Source organism: Nonomuraea sp. NPDC047897 (assembly GCF_043204415.1).
Taxonomy (GTDB): Bacteria; Actinomycetota; Actinomycetes; order Streptosporangiales; family Streptosporangiaceae; genus Nonomuraea.
In genome coordinates, this window is the sequence record NZ_JBIDCC010000012.1 from 253,218 (window position 1) to 269,924 (window position 16,707).

General features: G+C 72.5%; 14 protein-coding genes. 1 reads left to right on the top strand and 13 read right to left on the bottom strand.

Features of this window, described 5'->3' with window-relative positions; genetic code table 11:
• Positions 1–22: 22 nt before the first annotated feature.
• From ACGF0J_RS26955 to nadD, 3 genes are all read right to left on the bottom strand, one after another.
• Positions 23–652, bottom strand: coding sequence for a histidine phosphatase family protein (locus ACGF0J_RS26955; protein WP_393149922.1), 630 nt, complete (start codon positions 650–652; stop codon positions 23–25).
• A complete protein-coding gene (rsfS, locus tag ACGF0J_RS26960) occupies positions 649–1,044 on the bottom strand; it encodes a ribosome silencing factor (protein WP_393149924.1) in 396 nt (131 codons plus the stop codon). The genes ACGF0J_RS26955 and rsfS overlap by 4 nt, the downstream gene beginning before the upstream one ends.
• 62 nt (positions 1,045–1,106) lie before the next feature.
• Entirely contained in the window at positions 1,107–1,727 is a 621-nt protein-coding gene (nadD, locus tag ACGF0J_RS26965; RefSeq protein ID WP_393149926.1) for a nicotinate-nucleotide adenylyltransferase, read from the bottom strand.
• A gap of 86 nt (positions 1,728–1,813) precedes the next feature.
• Here nadD and ACGF0J_RS26970 point away from each other — a divergent pair, with 86 nt between their 5' ends.
• Complete coding sequence (locus ACGF0J_RS26970) at positions 1,814–2,845, top strand: M48 family metallopeptidase (RefSeq protein ID WP_393149928.1); 1,032 nt, start codon at positions 1,814–1,816, stop codon at positions 2,843–2,845.
• An 86-nt stretch (positions 2,846–2,931) separates the two neighbouring features.
• Here ACGF0J_RS26970 and ACGF0J_RS26975 read toward each other — a convergent pair whose 3' ends face one another.
• The 10 genes from ACGF0J_RS26975 to ACGF0J_RS27020 all read right to left on the bottom strand — a co-directional run bounded on the left by ACGF0J_RS26975 (position 2,932) and on the right by ACGF0J_RS27020 (position 16,683).
• Positions 2,932–5,229: a protein kinase gene (locus ACGF0J_RS26975; protein WP_393149930.1), complete on the bottom strand. Its 2,298-nt coding sequence runs from the start codon at positions 5,227–5,229 to the stop codon at positions 2,932–2,934.
• An 83-nt stretch (positions 5,230–5,312) separates the two neighbouring features.
• Complete coding sequence (locus ACGF0J_RS26980; RefSeq protein ID WP_393149932.1) at positions 5,313–5,489, bottom strand: hypothetical protein; 177 nt, start codon at positions 5,487–5,489, stop codon at positions 5,313–5,315.
• Between the two features lie 65 nt (positions 5,490–5,554).
• Complete coding sequence (locus tag ACGF0J_RS26985; RefSeq protein WP_393149934.1) at positions 5,555–6,838, bottom strand: glutamate-5-semialdehyde dehydrogenase; 1,284 nt, start codon at positions 6,836–6,838, stop codon at positions 5,555–5,557.
• A gap of 205 nt (positions 6,839–7,043) precedes the next feature.
• A complete protein-coding gene (gene proB / locus ACGF0J_RS26990) occupies positions 7,044–8,162 on the bottom strand; it encodes a glutamate 5-kinase (protein WP_393149936.1) in 1,119 nt (372 codons plus the stop codon).
• A 22-nt stretch (positions 8,163–8,184) separates the two neighbouring features.
• Entirely contained in the window at positions 8,185–9,537 is a 1,353-nt protein-coding gene (gene obgE / locus ACGF0J_RS26995; protein ID WP_393149938.1) for a GTPase ObgE, read from the bottom strand.
• A 237-nt stretch (positions 9,538–9,774) separates the two neighbouring features.
• Positions 9,775–10,032, bottom strand: coding sequence for a 50S ribosomal protein L27 (rpmA, locus tag ACGF0J_RS27000; RefSeq protein ID WP_101789901.1), 258 nt, complete (start codon positions 10,030–10,032; stop codon positions 9,775–9,777).
• A gap of 15 nt (positions 10,033–10,047) precedes the next feature.
• Positions 10,048–10,350 (bottom strand): 50S ribosomal protein L21, encoded by a 303-nt coding sequence (rplU, locus tag ACGF0J_RS27005; RefSeq protein WP_175588001.1) that lies wholly within the window; start codon positions 10,348–10,350, stop codon positions 10,048–10,050.
• 230 nt (positions 10,351–10,580) lie between these two features.
• A complete protein-coding gene (locus ACGF0J_RS27010) occupies positions 10,581–13,565 on the bottom strand; it encodes a ribonuclease E/G (RefSeq protein ID WP_393149940.1) in 2,985 nt (994 codons plus the stop codon).
• A gap of 277 nt (positions 13,566–13,842) precedes the next feature.
• Positions 13,843–14,607, bottom strand: a complete 765-nt coding sequence (locus tag ACGF0J_RS27015) for a TIGR03936 family radical SAM-associated protein (RefSeq protein ID WP_393149942.1) — start codon at positions 14,605–14,607, stop codon at positions 13,843–13,845.
• A 165-nt stretch (positions 14,608–14,772) separates the two neighbouring features.
• The gene (locus ACGF0J_RS27020) at positions 14,773–16,683 is read right to left on the bottom strand and encodes a TIGR03960 family B12-binding radical SAM protein (protein ID WP_393149944.1); all 1,911 of its coding nucleotides are present in this window, start codon (positions 16,681–16,683) and stop codon (positions 14,773–14,775) included.
• Between the last annotated feature and the right edge of the window lie 24 nt (positions 16,684–16,707).

A 16,707-nucleotide genomic window follows, 5' to 3' on the forward strand; every position in this document is an offset into this window, starting at 1 on the left:
GGCCCTGGCCGTACGGGCGTGGTCAGACCTGCGTCTCGGGACGGTCGTCGCTGCTGACCGGCTCCGGCAGCGTGCCCGCGTTGTGCTCCAGCAGACGCCAGCCCTTGCGGCCCTCCTGCAGCACCGACCACGAGCAGTTGCCCAGCCCGCCGAGGGCGGGCCAGAGCTCCTCGGGCAGGCCGAGCAGCTCGCAGATGCCGAGCCGCAGCGCGGCGCCGTGCGAGACGACGACGAGCAGGCCGTCGTCGTCGATCTCGGCGGCCCAGCGGCGCATGGCGGCGCCGACCCGCGCGGCGACGTCGGCGACCTGTTCGCCGTCCGGCGCGTCCCACGCCACGTACTCCTCGGGCCAGCGGGCGGCGATCTCGTCGCGGGTCAGCCCCTCCCACTGACCGCCGCCCCGCTCGCGGAAGGCCTTGTCGACGGCCACGTCGAGGCCGACGAGCCGGCCGAGCGCGAGCGCGGTGTCGTTGGCGCGCCGCAGGTCGGAGGAGACGATGAGCGTCGGGCGCAAGGACGCCAGCAGTGAGGCCGCCCTGGCCGCCTGGGCCACGCCGGTCTCGTCCAGGGGGATGTCGGAATGCCCCTGGAACCTGTGCTCGACGTTCCACAACGTCTGCCCGTGCCGGAGGCAGACGATCCGCTTGCTCAACTGCGCGCTCGCTGGATGTTGGCCTGCAGCACGCTCTCCGGCAGGCCGATCGCCGGGCAGTCCTTCCACAGCCGCTCCAGGGCGTAGAAGGTGCGGTCCTCCTCGTGCTGGACGTGCACGACGATGTCGAGGTAGTCGAGGAGCACCCAGCGGCCCTCGCGCTCGCCCTCGCGGCGCACCGGCTTGGCGTCTGCCTCGGTGCGCAGCCGGTCCTCGATCTCGTCGACGATGGCGCGGACCTGACGGTCGTTGGTGGCGGAGCAGAGCAGGAAGGCGTCGGTGATGACGAGCTGCTCGCTCACGTCGTAGGCGAGGATGTCATCGGCCAGCTTGTCCGCCGCGGCCTCGGCGGCGATCCGGACGAGCTGGACGGCTCTGTCAGATGCGGTCACGGTGCGGGTCGGTCCTCCTGTGTCGGCAGTATGCCCAACCTTGAGCCTACCCTTTCCGGACGTCACTCCTCCGGGTCGCGGTACAGGCCGCGCTTGTTGATGTACTGCACGATGCCGTCCGGCACCAGATACCAGATCGGCTCGCCCATGGCCACGCGTTGCCTGCACTCCGAGGAGGAGATGGCCAGCGCCGGGATCTCCAGCAGCGTGACCTTGCCCTCGGGCAGTCCGGGGTCGTGCAGCGGGTGTCCGGGCCTGGTGCAGCCGACGAAGTGCGCCAGCTCGAACAGCAGGTCGGCGTTCTGCCAGGTGAGGATGGCGCCGAGGGCGTCGGCCCCGGTGATGAAGTACAGCTCCGTGTCGGGGCCGTGGACCTGCGCGATGTCGCGCAGGGTGTCGATGGTGAACGTCGGGCCGGGTCGGTCGATGTCCACCCGGCTCACCGAGAAGCGCGGGTTGGACGCGGTCGCGATCACCGTCATCAGGTAGCGGTCCTCGGGCGCCGACACCTCCCGCTCCGACTTCTGGTACGGCCGGCCCGTCGGCACGAAGACGACCTCGTCGAGCTGGAAGTGGTGTGCCACCTCACTGGCGGCCACCAGGTGACCGTGATGGATGGGGTCGAACGTGCCGCCCATGACACCCACACGCCGTTTCCCATCGACACCTGGGGCATTCATCATGAAACGGACCTTACGCGGAGGGCGTATCCCGCCCGACGGCACCCCCCGCCGCGATGCCCGCGCGTCTCTCCCGATGCAGACGTAGCATGCCGGGCATGACGACCACCCCGGACCGCAACCGCGTCCAACTGCCCGGCATCTCGTCCCGTGCCTACGAACACCCCGCAGACCGGTCCGCGCTGGTCGCTCTGCGTAAGTTGAGTGGGTTCGACACGGTTCTCAAGCAGATGTCAGGTCTCGTCAGCGAGCGGCGGTTGCGCCTGATGTACCTCGCGTCGGCCGTGCGCGTGAGCGAGACCCAGTTCCGCTCCCTCTACGACATGGGCCGCGACGCCGCCTACACACTCGACCTGCACCGCATCCCCGAGATCTACGTCCAGCAGGACCCGCAGGTGCAGGCCAAGGCCATCGGCTTCGACGACCCGTTCATCGTCGTGACCACCGGCCTGCTCAACCTGATGAACCAGGAGGAGCAGCGCTTCGTCATCGGCCACGAGACCTCGCACATCCTGTCGGGACACGCGGTCTACCGGACGATGCTCGACATCCTCACGCGCCTCGCCTCCCGCGTCGCCTGGATCCCCCTCGGCTACATCGGCCTGCGGGCGATCGTGGCGGGCCTGGAGGAGTGGTATCGCAAGTCGGAGCTGTCGTCCGACCGCGGCGGCCTGCTCACCGGCCAGGACCCGGAGGCGGCCAAGCGCGCGCTGATGAAGCTCGCCGGCGGCGACTACACCCACGAGATGAACATCGAGGCCTTCCTCGAGCAGTACAACGAGTACGACACCGCGGGCGACCTGCGCGACGGCTTCCTCAAGGTCCTCAACCTGCTCGGCACCACCCACCCGTTCGCCGTGGTGCGGGTCGCCGAGCTGGACAAGTGGCAGCGCAGCGGCGACTACGACCGCATCCTGGCCGGCGACTACCCGCGCCGCGAGGACGACGCCAACGCCAGGGTCACCGACGAGGTCAAGGCCGCGGCCGAGTCCTACCGGGCGTCATGGTCGCAGTCGCAGGACCCGTTCATCGGCGTGCTGCGCGATGTGGCCGAGGGCGCGGTCAACGCGGGCGAGCGCATCTTCAACCGCTTCTCCCGCCGCGACGGCGGCCAGGGCTGACCCGCCGGCCGGCGGGCGGCGTGCCCCCGGTCGGAGCAACCGAGCCGGAGCAGCCAAGTACGCGGCAAGAGTCAAAGCAGCAGGAGTCAGAGCAGCAGGGCGATGGCGCGCACGGCGGCCGCGCACAGGGCGACGAAGCCGCCCAGCACGGCCAGTGCGCGCAGCCTCTCCCGGCGCAGCCCCGGCAACCGCGCGCCGACCCGTTCGATCTCGCGGCCGGTGATCCCGCCGCACAGCATGCCGAACACCACGGCCGCGGCGGTCACCGGCGCGGGCTGCTGCCACCAGTCGGAGCCGATCTCGCCGCCGCCGGTCAGCCAGAGCGCCCCGCCCGCCGCCGCCGCGACGGGCACGCCCGGCCAGACCACCGCGCTCACGGCCGAGCCGGTCAGCGCGAACGGAAAGAGCAGCACCCGCAGCGCGATCCGCCACCGCCGCGACGGACGCTTCCTGACCAGCCAGTGACTCGTCCAGATGGTACGTGCCAGCACCACGAACACCGTCGTGATACCGATCGAGGCGATCGGCCACATCACTGACGCCACCACGCACGGCACGGCCAGCACGGCCAGCAGCAGCAGCGCGGCGCTCCCGGCCGGCAGCCCGCCGCCCTGCTCGGCACCGCCCCCGGTCGCGCTCCCGGCGGTGCGCCCGCCGCGCGACCGCGCCGTTCCGATCGCGGCCCGTGCCCGGACCCGCGCCGCTCCCTCGACCGCACGTGCCCGTGCCTTGGCATCCGTCCGGCCCCGCGGCGCCGGCACCGCGGCGCCCTCCACCGCGGACCGTGCCCGCGTGCCCTCCACCGCGGACCGTGCCCGCGTGCCCTCGACGGCCGAGCGCGCCCTCGGGGCCTCCGCGGCCGAGCGCGCTCTCGCGCCGTCTCCTGTGGCGCGGCCGCGCCCCGGCTCGGCCGCGGCCCGGCTCCTCGCGCTCTCCGCGCCCGCCCGGCCGCGCCCACCCTCACCACCGGCCCGGCCGCGCGTCACCTCCGCGGCGGCCCGGCTTCGCGGCGCGGGCACCTCGCCGTCACCGCCCTGCCGCCGGGCGCCGTCCGCGCCTGCCGCACGGCCACGGGGATCGGTCTCCCCGCCACCCGCCGCACGCCCGCGACCGCCCCCGTCCGTGCCCGCTCCCCCGCGACCCCGTACGCCCTCGGCCCCGGCCTCCCGCCCACGCCCGTCGACACCGGCACCAGCGCCCCGCCCACGCACCGCGCCCTCAGCACCACCCGCAGCAGCGCCCCGCCCACGCGCGACACCGTCTGTGGCGGCAGCGCCGCCACCCGTCGTGCGGCCGCGCGGATCGGTGTCCCCGGCCGCCCGGCCCCTGGGGGGCGCGTCGGCCCCTGCGCGTCCGCGCGCCAGGGCGTCACCGCCCGGCCTGGGCCGCGGCCCGGAGCCCCGGCTGTCCTCCCCCGCCGCCTTGCGCGGCGCCGGCGGCCTGGCGTCCTCACCGCCGCGCCCGCGCGCCTCGCCCGGACGGCCACGCGACTCACCGGTCCGTCCCCGCGCCTCACCCGGACGATCGCGCGTCTCCTCCGCGACCGGCGCCGCGAGCAGCCCGGCGGGCGCGGCGGAGGCGTCGGGCACCCCGGTCGCCTTGGCCAGTCTCGACAGCCGGTCGGCCAGCAGCGCCGCCGTGGGCCGCTTGGCCGGCTCGCGGTTGAGCGCCGCCCGCACGAGCGGCAGCAGCGCCACCGGCACGCCCTTGAGGTCGGCCTGCCCGTTCAGCACCGCGTACATCTGCGCCTCGGCCGTGCCCCGCCCGAACGCGGGCCGTCCCGTCGCCGCGAACGCCACCGTCGCCGCCCAGGCGTGGATGTCGGCCGGCGAGTCCACCTGCTCGTCGGCGAAGATCTCCGGCGCGGTGTAGCCGGGCGTGCCGAGGAACGTGCCCGTCATGGTCAGCCGGGTCGCGTCGAGCACCTGGGCGATGCCGAAGTCGATGAGCACCGGGCCGTCGGCGCCCATGATGATGTTGGCCGGCTTCAGGTCGCGATGGACCACCCCGGCCGCGTGGATGATGGCCAGCGCGGCGGCGATGCCCTGCGCGAGCTGCACGAGCCGCGGCAGGTCGAGCGGCCCGTCCTGGCGGACGCGGTCGAGCAGGGTGACGCCCTCGATGTTCTCCATCACGAGGTAGGGACGGTCGCAGTCGAGGTCCGCGTCGAGCACCTTGGCCACGTACGGGCTCTCCACCCGCCGGAGCGCACGAACTTCGCGCTCAAGCCGAATACGGGACGAATCATCCTGGGTGAGCTCGTGCAGGACCTTGAGCGCGACGCGCTCGCCGCGCCGGGAGCTGGCGAGGTAGACCTCGCCCATGCCGCCCCGGCCGAGCCGCTCGAGCAAGGCATACGGCCCGACCTTGCCGAGCTTGCTCACCGTCCCTCCCTGCTCGGCGTGCCCATAAGGGGCACAACCCTAGCGTCAGGGAGGCCCGTGGTGTCCGAGGCGCGCCGAAGGATTCATCGACGGGCGTTTTCGGACAGCATGGAATCCAGGCGGGTGGTGGGCTCGGCCGACAGGTCCCGGCGACCCGTCCTGCGCCAGCGGACGTGTCCGCGGCTCTCCAGCCACAACAGCAGGCGGTCGGCGCCGACGAGCACGGCCGCCGAGAAGGCCAGCGCGATGACGATCTCCATGCGTCCAGCCAAACCGGTCGCCGCCGCCCGGCCACGCCGACACGCCGCCGCCTGCCGTAATCAGGTCAGCAGGCTGACCCCCGGATGACCGTCCCCTCGGACGTGCGCAGGTGTCCCTCGCCGGTGTAGACCCACTTGGTCGAGGTCAGCTCCGGCAGCCCCATCGGCCCGCGGGCGTGCAGCTTCTGCGTGGAGATGCCGATCTCCGCGCCGAACCCGAACTCGCCCCCGTCGGTGAACCGGGTCGAGGCGTTGACCGCCACGGCCGCCGAGTCGACCAGCGACACGAACCTGCGGGCTGCCTGCTGGGACCCGGTGACGATCGCGTCGGTGTGTCCCGAGCCGTACCTCCTGATGTGCGCCACCGCGTCCTCCAGCGAGTCGACCACGGCCGCGGCGATGTCGAGCGAGAGGTATTCGGCGAGGTAGTCGTCCTCGGCGGCGGGCACGACGGCGTCGCCGTAGCCGGCGATCCGCTCGTCGCCGTGCACGGTCACGCCCGCCTCCCCGAGCGCCGCCAGCGCCTTGGGCACGAACCGGTCGGCGACGTCGGCGTGCACCAGGAACGTCTCGGCGGCGTTGCACACCGACGGCCGCTGCGCCTTGGCGTTGACCAGGATCTCGACGGCCAGGTCCACGTCCGCCTCGGCGTCGACGTACACGTGGCAGTTGCCCACCCCGGTCTCGATGACCGGCACGGTCGACTCCTCGACCACCGAGTTGATCAGCGAGGCCCCACCGCGCGGGATCAGCACGTCGACCAGCCCGCGCGCCCGCATCAGCTCCTTGACCGAGTCGCGGGTGAGCCCCGGCACGAGCTGCACGGCGCCCGCCGGCACCTCCGTCGCCGCCAGCGCGTCCTGCATGATCCGGACCAGCGCCGTGTTGGAGGAGTAGGCGCTGGACGAGCCGCGCAGCAGCACCGCGTTGCCGCTCTTGAGGCAGAGCGCCGCGGCGTCCACGGTGACGTTGGGGCGGCCCTCGTAGATGATGCCGATCACACCGAGCGGCACCCGGAGCTGGCGCAGCTCCAGCCCGTTGGGCAGCGTGCCGCCGCGCACCACCTCGCCGACCGGGTCGGGCAGGTCGGCCACCTGCCGCACGGCCTCGGCGATGGCCGCGATCCGGCCCTCGTCGAGCCGCAGCCGGTCGATCATCGCCTCGGCGGTGCCCTGCGCGCGGGCCTGCTCGACGTCTCCGGCGTTCGCCTCGATGATCTCAGCGGTGCCGGCGACCAGGGCGTCGGCGACGGCGCGCAACGCCCGGTCCTTGGGCGCCCGCGGCAGCGGGGCCAGCTCGGCGGCGGCCTCTCGTGCCGCGCGGGCGACCTTCAGGAACTCCTCGGACATCACATGCTCCTCGTCGTCGTGCCGCTCGCGGAGCGACGTCCTTCGCCGCCCCGCCCGTCTCACCGCCCGGCCACCGCCCGCCACGCGCCCGACCGCCGCCCGCCACGCGCCCGACCGCCGCCCGCCACGCGCCCGACCGCCGGCCCGCCACGCGGCCGGCCACCGCCCGCCACGCGCCTGGCGGCACCCGTAACGCGCCGTCAGGTCAGCTGTGGGCTTCCAGTATGACGATGTCGTCGCGATGGATCAGCTCACGTTCATATTCCGGACCGAGCTCGCTCGCCAGGTCCCGCGTGGACCGCCCCAGCAACCCGGGGATCTCCACCGCGTCGAAGTTGACCAGCCCCCGGGCGACCACCGCCCCCCGCGGCCCGCACAGGTCGACCGGGTCGCCCGCGGCGAAGTCACCCTCGACCGAGGTCACCCCGGCGGGCAGCAGCGACTTGCGCCGGTCCACGATCGCCTCGACCGCGCCGTCGTCCAGGTGCAGCCGCCCCCGCCCCGTCGTGGCGTGCGCCAGCCACAGCAGCCGGGTGCCGGGGTGTCGGCCGCCGGGGTGGAAGTAGGTGCCCACGTCGGCCCCGGCGAGCGCCTGCGCGGCGTGCGCGGCGGCGGTCAGCACGACGGGTATGCCGGCCCCGGTGGCGATCCGCGCGGCCTGAACCTTGGTGACCATCCCGCCCGTGCCGACTGCGGCGCCGTTGCGGCCCAGCTCGACGCCTTCGAGGTCCTCGGCGCCGCGGATCTCCGCCAGCCGTCGCGTGCCGGTGCGGCTCGGCGGCCCGTCGTACAGGGCGTCGACGTCGGACAGCAGCACGAGGGCGTCGGCGTGGATGAGGTGGGTGACCAGCGCGGCGAGCCGGTCGTTGTCGCCGAAGCGGATCTCGTCGGTGGCGACGGTGTCGTTCTCGTTGACGATCGGCATGATGCCGAGCTCCAGCAGCCGGTCGAGGGTCCGCTGGGCGTTGGCGTGGTGGGCGCGGCGCATCATGTCGTCGGCGGTGAGCAGCACCTGGCCGACGCGCAGCCCGTACCGGGCGAAGGAGGAGGTGTAGCGGGCGACGAGCACGCCCTGGCCGACGGACGCGGCGGCCTGCTGGGTGGCGAGGTCACGCGGGCGGGTGCTCAGCCTGAGCGGCCCGAGGCCCGCGGCGATCGCTCCGGAGGAGACCAGCACGATCTGCGTGCCGGTCAGCCGGCGCGCCGCCAGGACGTCGACCAGCGCGTCCACCCGGTCGACGTCGATCGTGCCCTGGGGCGTGGTGAGTGACGACGAGCCGACCTTGACGACGACCTTCGACGCTGCGCTGATCCGTTGCCGCACGACCGAAACCCTATCGCTCTTCCTACCCCAGCCGGCTGTCGGTGCCGCGCGGCCCCTGGTGCACGGACTCGGCGCTCAGCGTGGGCTGCCAGTCGAAGATGTAGCCGTCCTCCATGGAGCCGATGACGACCTCGGCTCCCGCGGTGGCGCCGGCCTTGACCAGCTCCTCCTCGATGCCGAGCCGTTCGAGCCGGTCGGCGAGGTAGCCGACGGCCTCGTCGTTGGTGAAGTCGGTCTGCCGGATCCACCGTTGGGGCTTCTCGCCGGTGACCTGGAACAGGTTGTCGTTGACCTTCCGCACGGTGAAGCCGGTCTCGCCGAGCTGCCTGGGCCTGATCACCAGGCGCGTGGGCTCCTCGACCGGCTTGGCGGCCCGCGCGGCGGCCACCCACTCGCCCATCGCGTAGGTCAGCTCGCGCAGCCCGGCGTGGGTGGCCGCGGAGATCGTGAAGACCCGTAGGCCCCGCTCCTCGAACTCGGGCCTGACGAGCTCGGCCAGCTCCTGCGCGTCGGGCACGTCCGCCTTGTTGAGCACCACCATCCGGGGGCGTCCCTCCAGCTTGCCGTACGCCTGGAGCTCCGTCTCGATCGCCTCGTAGTCGGTGACGGGGTCGCGGCCAGGCTCCATGGTGGCGCAGTCGATGACGTGCACCAGCATGTCGCAGCGCTCGACGTGGCGCAGGAACTCGTGCCCGAGGCCCTTGCCCTGGGAGGCTCCCGGGATCAGTCCCGGCACGTCGGCGACGGTGAACACCGTGTCGCCCGCGGTGACCACGCCGAGGTTGGGGATCAGCGTGGTGAACGGATAGTCGGCGATCTTGGGCCGGGCCGCGCTCAGCGCCGCGATCAGCGACGACTTCCCGGCACTGGGGAACCCGACGAGAGCCACGTCGGCGACGCTCTTGAGCTCCAGCACGATGTCGAGGCCGTCGCCCGGCTCGCCGAGCAGCGCGAACCCGGGCGCCTTGCGCTTGGCCGAGGCCAGCGCGGCGTTGCCCAGCCCGCCGTGGCCGCCCTTGGCGATCACGTAGCGGGTGCCCACCCCGACGAGGTCCACGAGCACCTCGCCGGTCTGGGCGTCCTTGACGACGGTGCCGTTGGGCACCGGCAGCACGACGTCCGCGCCGTTGGCGCCGTCACGGTTGGAGCCCTGGCCCTGCTTGCCGTTCTCCGCCTTGCGGTAGGGGCGGCGGTGGTAGTCGAGCAGGGTGGCGGTGTTGGGGTCCACCTCCAGGATCACGTCGCCGCCACGGCCGCCGTTGCCGCCGTCGGGGCCGCCGAGCGGCTTGAACTTCTCCCGATGGACAGAGGCGCAGCCGTTCCCCCCGCCACCGGCCATGACGTGCAGGGTGACCTGGTCCACGAAGTCCGGCATGCTTGCCTCTCCTCTGGCCCCCCGCAGGGGGCTGCTTCCTTCTCGACGACAGGGTGCCCGGCCTGTGCGGCCTGGGGCGCCCGGCGTCGCTCCTCTCACGGGCCCACGCACCGGGCGAACCCGCCCGGACACCAGCACGGAACGCCGCGATCCCGCGGAGGCAGAAACCCCCACAGAACACGCAAAGGGGCGGATCGACACCGATCCACCCCTGTGCCAACGCTTACCGGCGGCGGATTACTCCGCGACCGGGACGATGCTCACGGCCCGGCGGCCGCGCTTGAGGCCGAACTGCACGTGACCGGCGGTCAGCGCGAACAGCGTGTCATCGCCACCACGGCCGACGTTGTCGCCGGGGTGGAAGTGGGTGCCACGCTGACGGACGATGATCTCGCCCGCGTTGACCAGCTGGCCGCCGAAGCGCTTGACGCCCAGGCGCTGAGCGTTGGAGTCACGGCCGTTCCGGGTGGACGACGCGCCCTTCTTGTGTGCCATCTCTCAAACTCCCGATCAGGCCTGGTCGATACCGGTGATCTTCACCTGGGTGTACCGCTGGCGGTGACCCTGGCGCTTCTTGTAACCGGTCTTGTTCTTGTACTTGAGGATCCGGATCTTCGGGCCCTTGGTCTCGCCGAGGATCTCGGCGCTCACCATGAACTTGCCCGCCTCCGTGGTCACATCGCCGTCGTTGACGACGAGCACCGTCGGCAGCGAAATCGAAGAGCCGACCTCGCCGGCGACCTTGTCCACCTCGAGGACGTCACCGACGGAGACCTTCTGCTGCCTGCCGCCGCAACGAACGATCGCGTACACCGCGGAACCCTTCTACTGTCTACTGCTGCGATCTTCGGTCATCCCGGACGGGAGGACCGTTGACTGCCGAGTGCTGCGCCCGCACCCGCATGGTCTGGAACCAACGACCCGAGTGGGCGCGCCAACAGGGCACGTCACCTGACGCACCGATCCACTAGGTTACCGGATTAACGGTGTCCTAGGCGAACCGGACGGATCGTCGGACAGCCAGCCGAGACCACTCAGTGGTGCTACTCGGCGGACTTGGCTCGGCGAGAGCGTCGCCGCCCCCGGCCGGAAGTCTGACCGGCCTGGTCGTCCTCTGCGGGGACGTCATCAAGCGCACCGGTCACAGTATCACGACCGGCCGAGTCCTTCGCGGCGGAAACCTTGTCCGCCTTGTCGGAGGTCTTCTCGGCGACGGCCTTCTCGACCGCCATCTTGCCCTGCGTGCCCCGCGACTCGGACCTGGACTCCACCGGCTCGGTGGAGACGATGAGCCCGCGGCCGTTGCAGCACTCGCACGGCGTGGAGAAGGCCTCCAGCAGCCCCTGGCCGACCCGCTTACGCGTCATCTGCACCAGGCCCAGCGAGGTCACCTCGGCCACCTGGTGCTTGGTCCTGTCGCGCGCCAGGCACTCCAGCATCCGGCGCAGCACCAGGTCACGGTTGGACTCCAGCACCATGTCGATGAAGTCGATGACGATGATGCCGCCGATGTCGCGCAACCTGAGCTGGCGGACGATCTCCTCGGCCGCCTCCAGGTTGTTGCGGGTGACGGTCTCCTCCAGGTTGCCGCCCTGGCCGGTGAACTTGCCGGTGTTGACGTCGACGACGGTCATCGCCTCGGTCCGGTCGATCACCAGCGAGCCGCCGCTGGGCAGCCAGACCTTGCGCTCCATCGCCTTGGCGAGCTGCTCGTCGATCCGGTACGACTCGAACACGTCGCCCTGCTCGCCGTCCCACTTCGACAGGCGCTCGGTCAGGTGCGGCGCGACGTACTTGACGTACTCGTCGACCGTCTCCCAGGCGTCCTCACCCTGCACCACGAGCGAGCTGAAGTCCTCGTTGAAGACGTCGCGCACCACGCGGATGGTCAGGTCGGGCTCGGCCGAGAGCAGCTCCGGCGGGCTGGCCGACTTGGCCTTCTTCTGGATGTTCTCCCACTGCGCCGACAGGCGGGCGACATCGCGGGCCAGCTCGTCCTCCGAGGCGCCCTCGGCCGCCGTGCGCACGATGACGCCGGCGTTCTCGGGCATGACCTTCTTGAGGATGGTCTTGAGCCGCGTGCGTTCCTTGTCGGGCAGCTTGCGGCTGATGCCGGTCATCGAGCCGTCGGGCACGTAGACCAGGTAGCGGCCGGGCAGGCTGATCTGCGAGGTCAGCCGGGCGCCCTTGTGGCCGATCGGGTCCTTGGTGACCTGCACGAGGACCGACTGCCCGGACTTCAGCGCCGACTCGATGCGCTTGGGCTGGCCCTCCATCCCGGCCGTGTCGAAGTTGACCTCACCGGCGTACAGGACGGCGTTGCGGCCCTTGCCGATGTCGACGAACGCCGCCTCCATCGACGGGAGCACGTTCTGCACCTTGCCGAGGTAGACGTTGCCCACGTAGGACTGGCTCGCCTCGCGGTTGACGTAGTGCTCGACGAGCACGCCGTCCTCCAGCACCGCGATCTGCGTGCGGTCGCCCTGGCGGCGCACCACCATCATCCGGTCGACCGACTCGCGCCGGGCCAGGAACTCCGACTCGGTGATGATGGGCGGACGCCTGCGGCCCAGCTCGCGCCCTTCGCGGCGGCGCTGCTTCTTGGCCTCCAGACGGGTGGAGCCGCGCACGCTCTGCACGCCGTCGGCGGAGGTGTCGAGCGCGGCGGCGCGACCCGAGCGGGGCGCGCGGATGCGGACGACCGTGTTGGGCGGGTCGTCGGCGACCGGCTCGGCCCCCTCCTCGGAGCCGCGGCGACGGCGACGGCGACGGCGACGCGAGCTGGAGACCTCCTCTTCCTGGGTCTCCTCGGCCTGCTCCTCATCGCCGTCGTCGTCCTGCTCGTCGGAGTCGTCGGCCTCGTCACGCTCGCGCTGCTTGCCGCGCCCCCTGCCGCCGCGGCGGCGACGGCGACGGCGGCCGCCGCTCTCGTCCTCGTCCTGGTCGTCGGCGGTGTCGCGCTCGTCGTCGACGGGCTCGTCGACGGCCTCCTCGGCCTCCTCGACCTCCTCGACGGGCTCCGGCTCGACGCGCGCCGGCTTGGCGACGGGCTTGGCCTGGCTCGGGTCGGGCGCCTGGAACAGCGGCGCGAAGATGGCGGCCGGCCGCCGGATCGCGGCGCCGGGCTCGTCGTCCCTGCGCGTCGCCGACAGGCCGAACGGGTCGGCCAGCAGGCTCGGCCGGTCGAACTCCTCGTCGAGGTCCTCGCCCGCGGGCTCGTCGTCGAGCGGCTCGTCCTCGGGCAGCACCTCGATGATGTCGTCGGCCTCGGCGGCGGCCACCGGCTGCTCCTCGACGGGCTCCGGCTCGGCCTTCTTGCGCGTGCGGCGCCGCTTGACCGGCGCGACGCCCTCGTCGGCGGCCTGCTCGTCACCCGCGCCGGCGGCCGCCCGCGCCTCTGCCTGCGCAGCCTCGGCCTGCGCGGTCTCGACTGCGACGTCCTGCGTGGCGGTGTCCTGCGTGGCGGTGTCCTGCGTGGCGGTGTCCCGGCCGGTGGCGTCCTGGGCAATGGTGTCCTGGGTGACGGTCTCCGCAGCGGCGCCCTGGGCGGCCGGTGCGACCTGCCCTGGGTCCTGCGCGTCCGCCCCGCTCGCCGCCTGCTGCCCGCCGCCGGCGAGCTGCTGGGCGTCCTCCGCCTCCGCGGCCTTCTTGCTCGTACGGCGGCGCGACGTGGTCGCCGTCGACCTGGTGCGGGCGGCCCGCTTGGGCTTGTCCCCGGCAGCCTGCTCGGCGGCCCCGTCCGCCGCGTCGTCGGCGAGGCCCGCCTCGGCGGCCACCTGCGCCACGGCCCCGGACACAGCGTCGGACACGGCGTCGGCCACCGCTTCGGCCGCTGCGGCCTCGACCTGGCTCCGGGCGGCCGATCTCGTGGACTTCGCCGCGGTCACGGACGATCCGGCGGACTCCTCCACCGGCGCCGGCGACCCGGCGGGTCGCGACGCCCGGCGGCGGGCCGAACCCGCCGTCGAGGCCGCCTGCTCCCCCGTGATCACCTGACCACCCGTGCCCGCGGCGGGCGCCACGGTCACCGGGGCAGGCTCGTCGGGCACCTCGGGCGGCGGCCCGGCCGGCCGGCTGGCCCTGCGGCGCGGAGCCGCCGTTGACTGTTCTGTTGTTTCACCGTCAGGGCCAGTGGCCCCGGCGTTGGGCTCGTTCTCGAGCATGCGGGCGCTCTCCCGTCAGCTCCCGGGCGCGTCGCCGCGCCGCGCAGGAGCTCTCGTGTTTCGTTGTCCGCCCCCGCCCCCGTCAAGGGGCTTGGGCGCCAAGTCCTGTCAGCGGTCGCGCCTCGCTCTCGCAAGGCACTCCCTATCCGGCGACCTGCTCGCTCGCCTGTCCCGGGATGCCGCCGCGCGTAGTCTCGCGGTCAAGGCCGAACGGGTCGGCAAGCGCACCGGTGCTGGCGTCGAGCGGCCCCTGCGCCAGCCTGGTCACCTCTGGGGGGACCGGCGGCGCGAAGTCGGCCACAAGGCGCAGCCCCGTGAGCACGTCGTCGGGTCGAACGGCAGGCGTCATGTGCCGAACAACCATGCGCAGTATGACACACGACCGTCCGGGCACCTGAGCTGCGGTTCTGGCTGTCCCCTCGGGCGGCGTCCCCGCCACCGCGAGTCTCAGCACGGCCTCCCGCGCGTCGAAGCGGCGCGGGCCCTTCTTGGTGAGGCGCTCGACCTCCACGGCGCCCGCGGCGAGGAACTTCTCCACCGCGGCTCCGGCGAGTTCGGTATCGGCGCCAGGGAGGCGCACCTCCCACTCGGAGGCCTCCAGGCGGTCGGCCAGCCCTCCCGAGCCCGCCTCGACGACGTCGAGCACGTCGAGGCCGGGGGGCAGCGAGCCGTCCAGGTCGGCCCGGATCCGCTCCGGGTCGCACGGCGTCGTGACACCGAGCTCGAGGTATTCGGCTTCGCTGGCCACGCCGGTCGGCGCGGCGCCCGCGTAGGAGATCTTCGGGTGGGGCGAGAAACCCGCGCTGTAGGCCACCGGAATGCCGGCACGGCGGACCGCCCTCTCGACGGCCCGCGAGATGTCGCGGTGACTGGTGAAGCGCAGGCGGCCGCGCTTGGCGTAGCGCACACGCAGTCGCTGCACCGTCGGCGCGGGCGGTGGCCCATCAGGAACAGGTTTCAGAGCTTCGTCGTCCTTCCCGTGTCAAAGTGTCTTCGTTTCAGAATAAGCCGCCCCGCCGTCTGGTCGGCTCCGCACCTGTACGGCGAGACACCGCCCGCCCACCCAGCGGGGCTAGACGACCGTCAGCGGGAGGAGTTTGCGGCCCGTGGGCCCGATCTGGATCTCGGTGCCCATCGTCGGGCAGACGCCGCAGTCGTAGCAGGGCGTCCACCGGCAGTCCTCGACCTCGGCCCCGGACACGGCGTCCTGCCAGTCCTGCCACAGCCATTCGCGGTCGAGCCCGGCGTCGAGGTGGTCCCAGGGGAGCACCTCGTTCTCCTCGCGCTCGCGCACGGTGTACCAGTCGACGTCGACGCCGGCCTTCTCGGCGGCGGACATCCACCGCTCGTAGGAGAAGTGCTCGCTCCACCCGTCGAAACGCCCGCCGTCCTCCCAGACGGCGCGGATGACGGCGCCGACCCGCCGGTCGCCGCGCGACAGCAGTCCCTCGACGATGGAGGGCTTGCCGTCGTGGTAGCGGTAGCCGATGGCGCGGCCGTACTCCTTGTCGCCGCGCAGCGAGTCGCGCAGCGCCCTGAGCCGCCGGTCGACGGTCTCGTGGTCGGCCTGGCCGGCCCACTGGAACGGCGTGTGCGGCTTGGGCACGAACCCGCCGATGGACACGGTGCAGCGGATGTCACGCGAGCCGGTCGCCTCGCGGCCCGCCTTGATGACCTTCTTGGCCAGGTCGGCGATGCCGAGCACGTCCTCGTCGGTCTCGGTGGGCAGCCCGCACATGAAGTAGAGCTTCACCTGCCGCCAGCCCTGCGAGTAGGCGGTGGTGACGGTGCGGATGAGGTCTTCCTCGGTGACCATCTTGTTGATCACCTTGCGCATCCGCTCGGAGCCGCCCTCCGGCGCGAACGTCAGGCCGGAGCGCCGCCCGTTGCGGGAGAACTCGTTGGCCAGGTCGATGTTGAACGCGTCGACGCGGGTGGATGGGAGCGACAGCGAGGTGTTGGTGCCCTCGTAGCGGTCGGCCAGTCCCTTGGCCACGTCGCCGATCTCGGAGTGGTCGGCCGACGACAGCGACAGCAGGCCGACCTCGGTGAAACCGGACTCCTTGATGCCGTTGTCGACCATGGCGCCGATCGTGGTGATGGACCGCTCCCGCACCGGCCTGGTGATCATGCCGGCCTGGCAGAACCGGCAGCCGCGCGTGCAGCCGCGGAAGATCTCCACGCTGAACCGCTCGTGCACCGTCTCGGCCAGCGGCACCAGCGGCTTCTTCGGGTAGGGCCACTCGTCGAGGTCCATGACGGTGTGCTTGTGGATGCGCCACGGCACGCCCGGCCGGTTGGGGGCGACCCGCTTGATCCGGCCGTCGGGGTGGTGGTCGACGTCGTAGAACTTCGGCACGTAGACGCCGCCCGACTCGGCCAGCCGCATGAGCAGCTCGTCGCGGCCACCGGGCCTGCCCTCGGCCTTCCACTCGCGCACGACCTCGGTGACGGCGATCGCGATCTGCTCGCCGTCGCCGAGCACGGCCGCGTCGAGGAAGTCGGCGATCGGCTCGGGGTTGAACGCGGCGTGCCCGCCGGCCAGCACGATCGGGTCGTCGTCGCCGCGGTCTACGGCCAGCATCGGGATGCCGGCCAGGTCCAGCGCGGTCAGCATGTTGGTGTAGCCGAGCTCGGTGGAGAACGACAGGCCGAGCACGTCGAAGGCGCGCACCGGCCGGTGGGCGTCGACGGTGAACTGCGGCACCCCCTCGGCGCGCATGAGCGCCTCCAGGTCGGGCCACACGGCGTAGGTGCGCTCGGCGAGGGTCGCGGGCAGCTCGTTGAGGATCTCGTAGAGGATCGCGACGCCCTGGTTGGGCAGGCCGACCTCGTAGGCGTCGGGGTACATCAGCGCCCAGCGCACGTCGGCGGAGTCCCAGTCCTTCACGGTCGAGTTGAGCTCACCCCCCACGTACTGGATCGGCTTCTGCACCTTGGGCAGCAGCGCTTCCAGGCGGTGGAAAATCGACTCGACAGGCATATGTCAAGGGTAGCGGCGCGCGCA

Bases quoted from the DNA above. Each gene is read 5' to 3' on its own strand.
- ACGF0J_RS26980 (WP_393149932.1), bottom strand. From the start codon at position 5,489: ATGGAGATCGTCATCGCGCTGGCCTTCTCGGCGGCCGTGCTCGTCGGC.
- rpmA (WP_101789901.1), bottom strand. From the start codon at position 10,032: ATGGCACACAAGAAGGGCGCGTCGTCCACCCGGAACGGCCGTGACTCC.
- ACGF0J_RS26985 (WP_393149934.1), bottom strand. From the start codon at position 6,838: ATGTCCGAGGAGTTCCTGAAGGTCGCCCGCGCGGCACGAGAGGCCGCC.
- ACGF0J_RS27020 (WP_393149944.1), bottom strand. From the start codon at position 16,683: ATGCCTGTCGAGTCGATTTTCCACCGCCTGGAAGCGCTGCTGCCCAAG.
- ACGF0J_RS26970 (WP_393149928.1), top strand. From the start codon at position 1,814: ATGCCGGGCATGACGACCACCCCGGACCGCAACCGCGTCCAACTGCCC.
- obgE (WP_393149938.1), bottom strand. From the start codon at position 9,537: ATGCCGGACTTCGTGGACCAGGTCACCCTGCACGTCATGGCCGGTGGC.
- nadD (WP_393149926.1), bottom strand. From the start codon at position 1,727: ATGATGAATGCCCCAGGTGTCGATGGGAAACGGCGTGTGGGTGTCATG.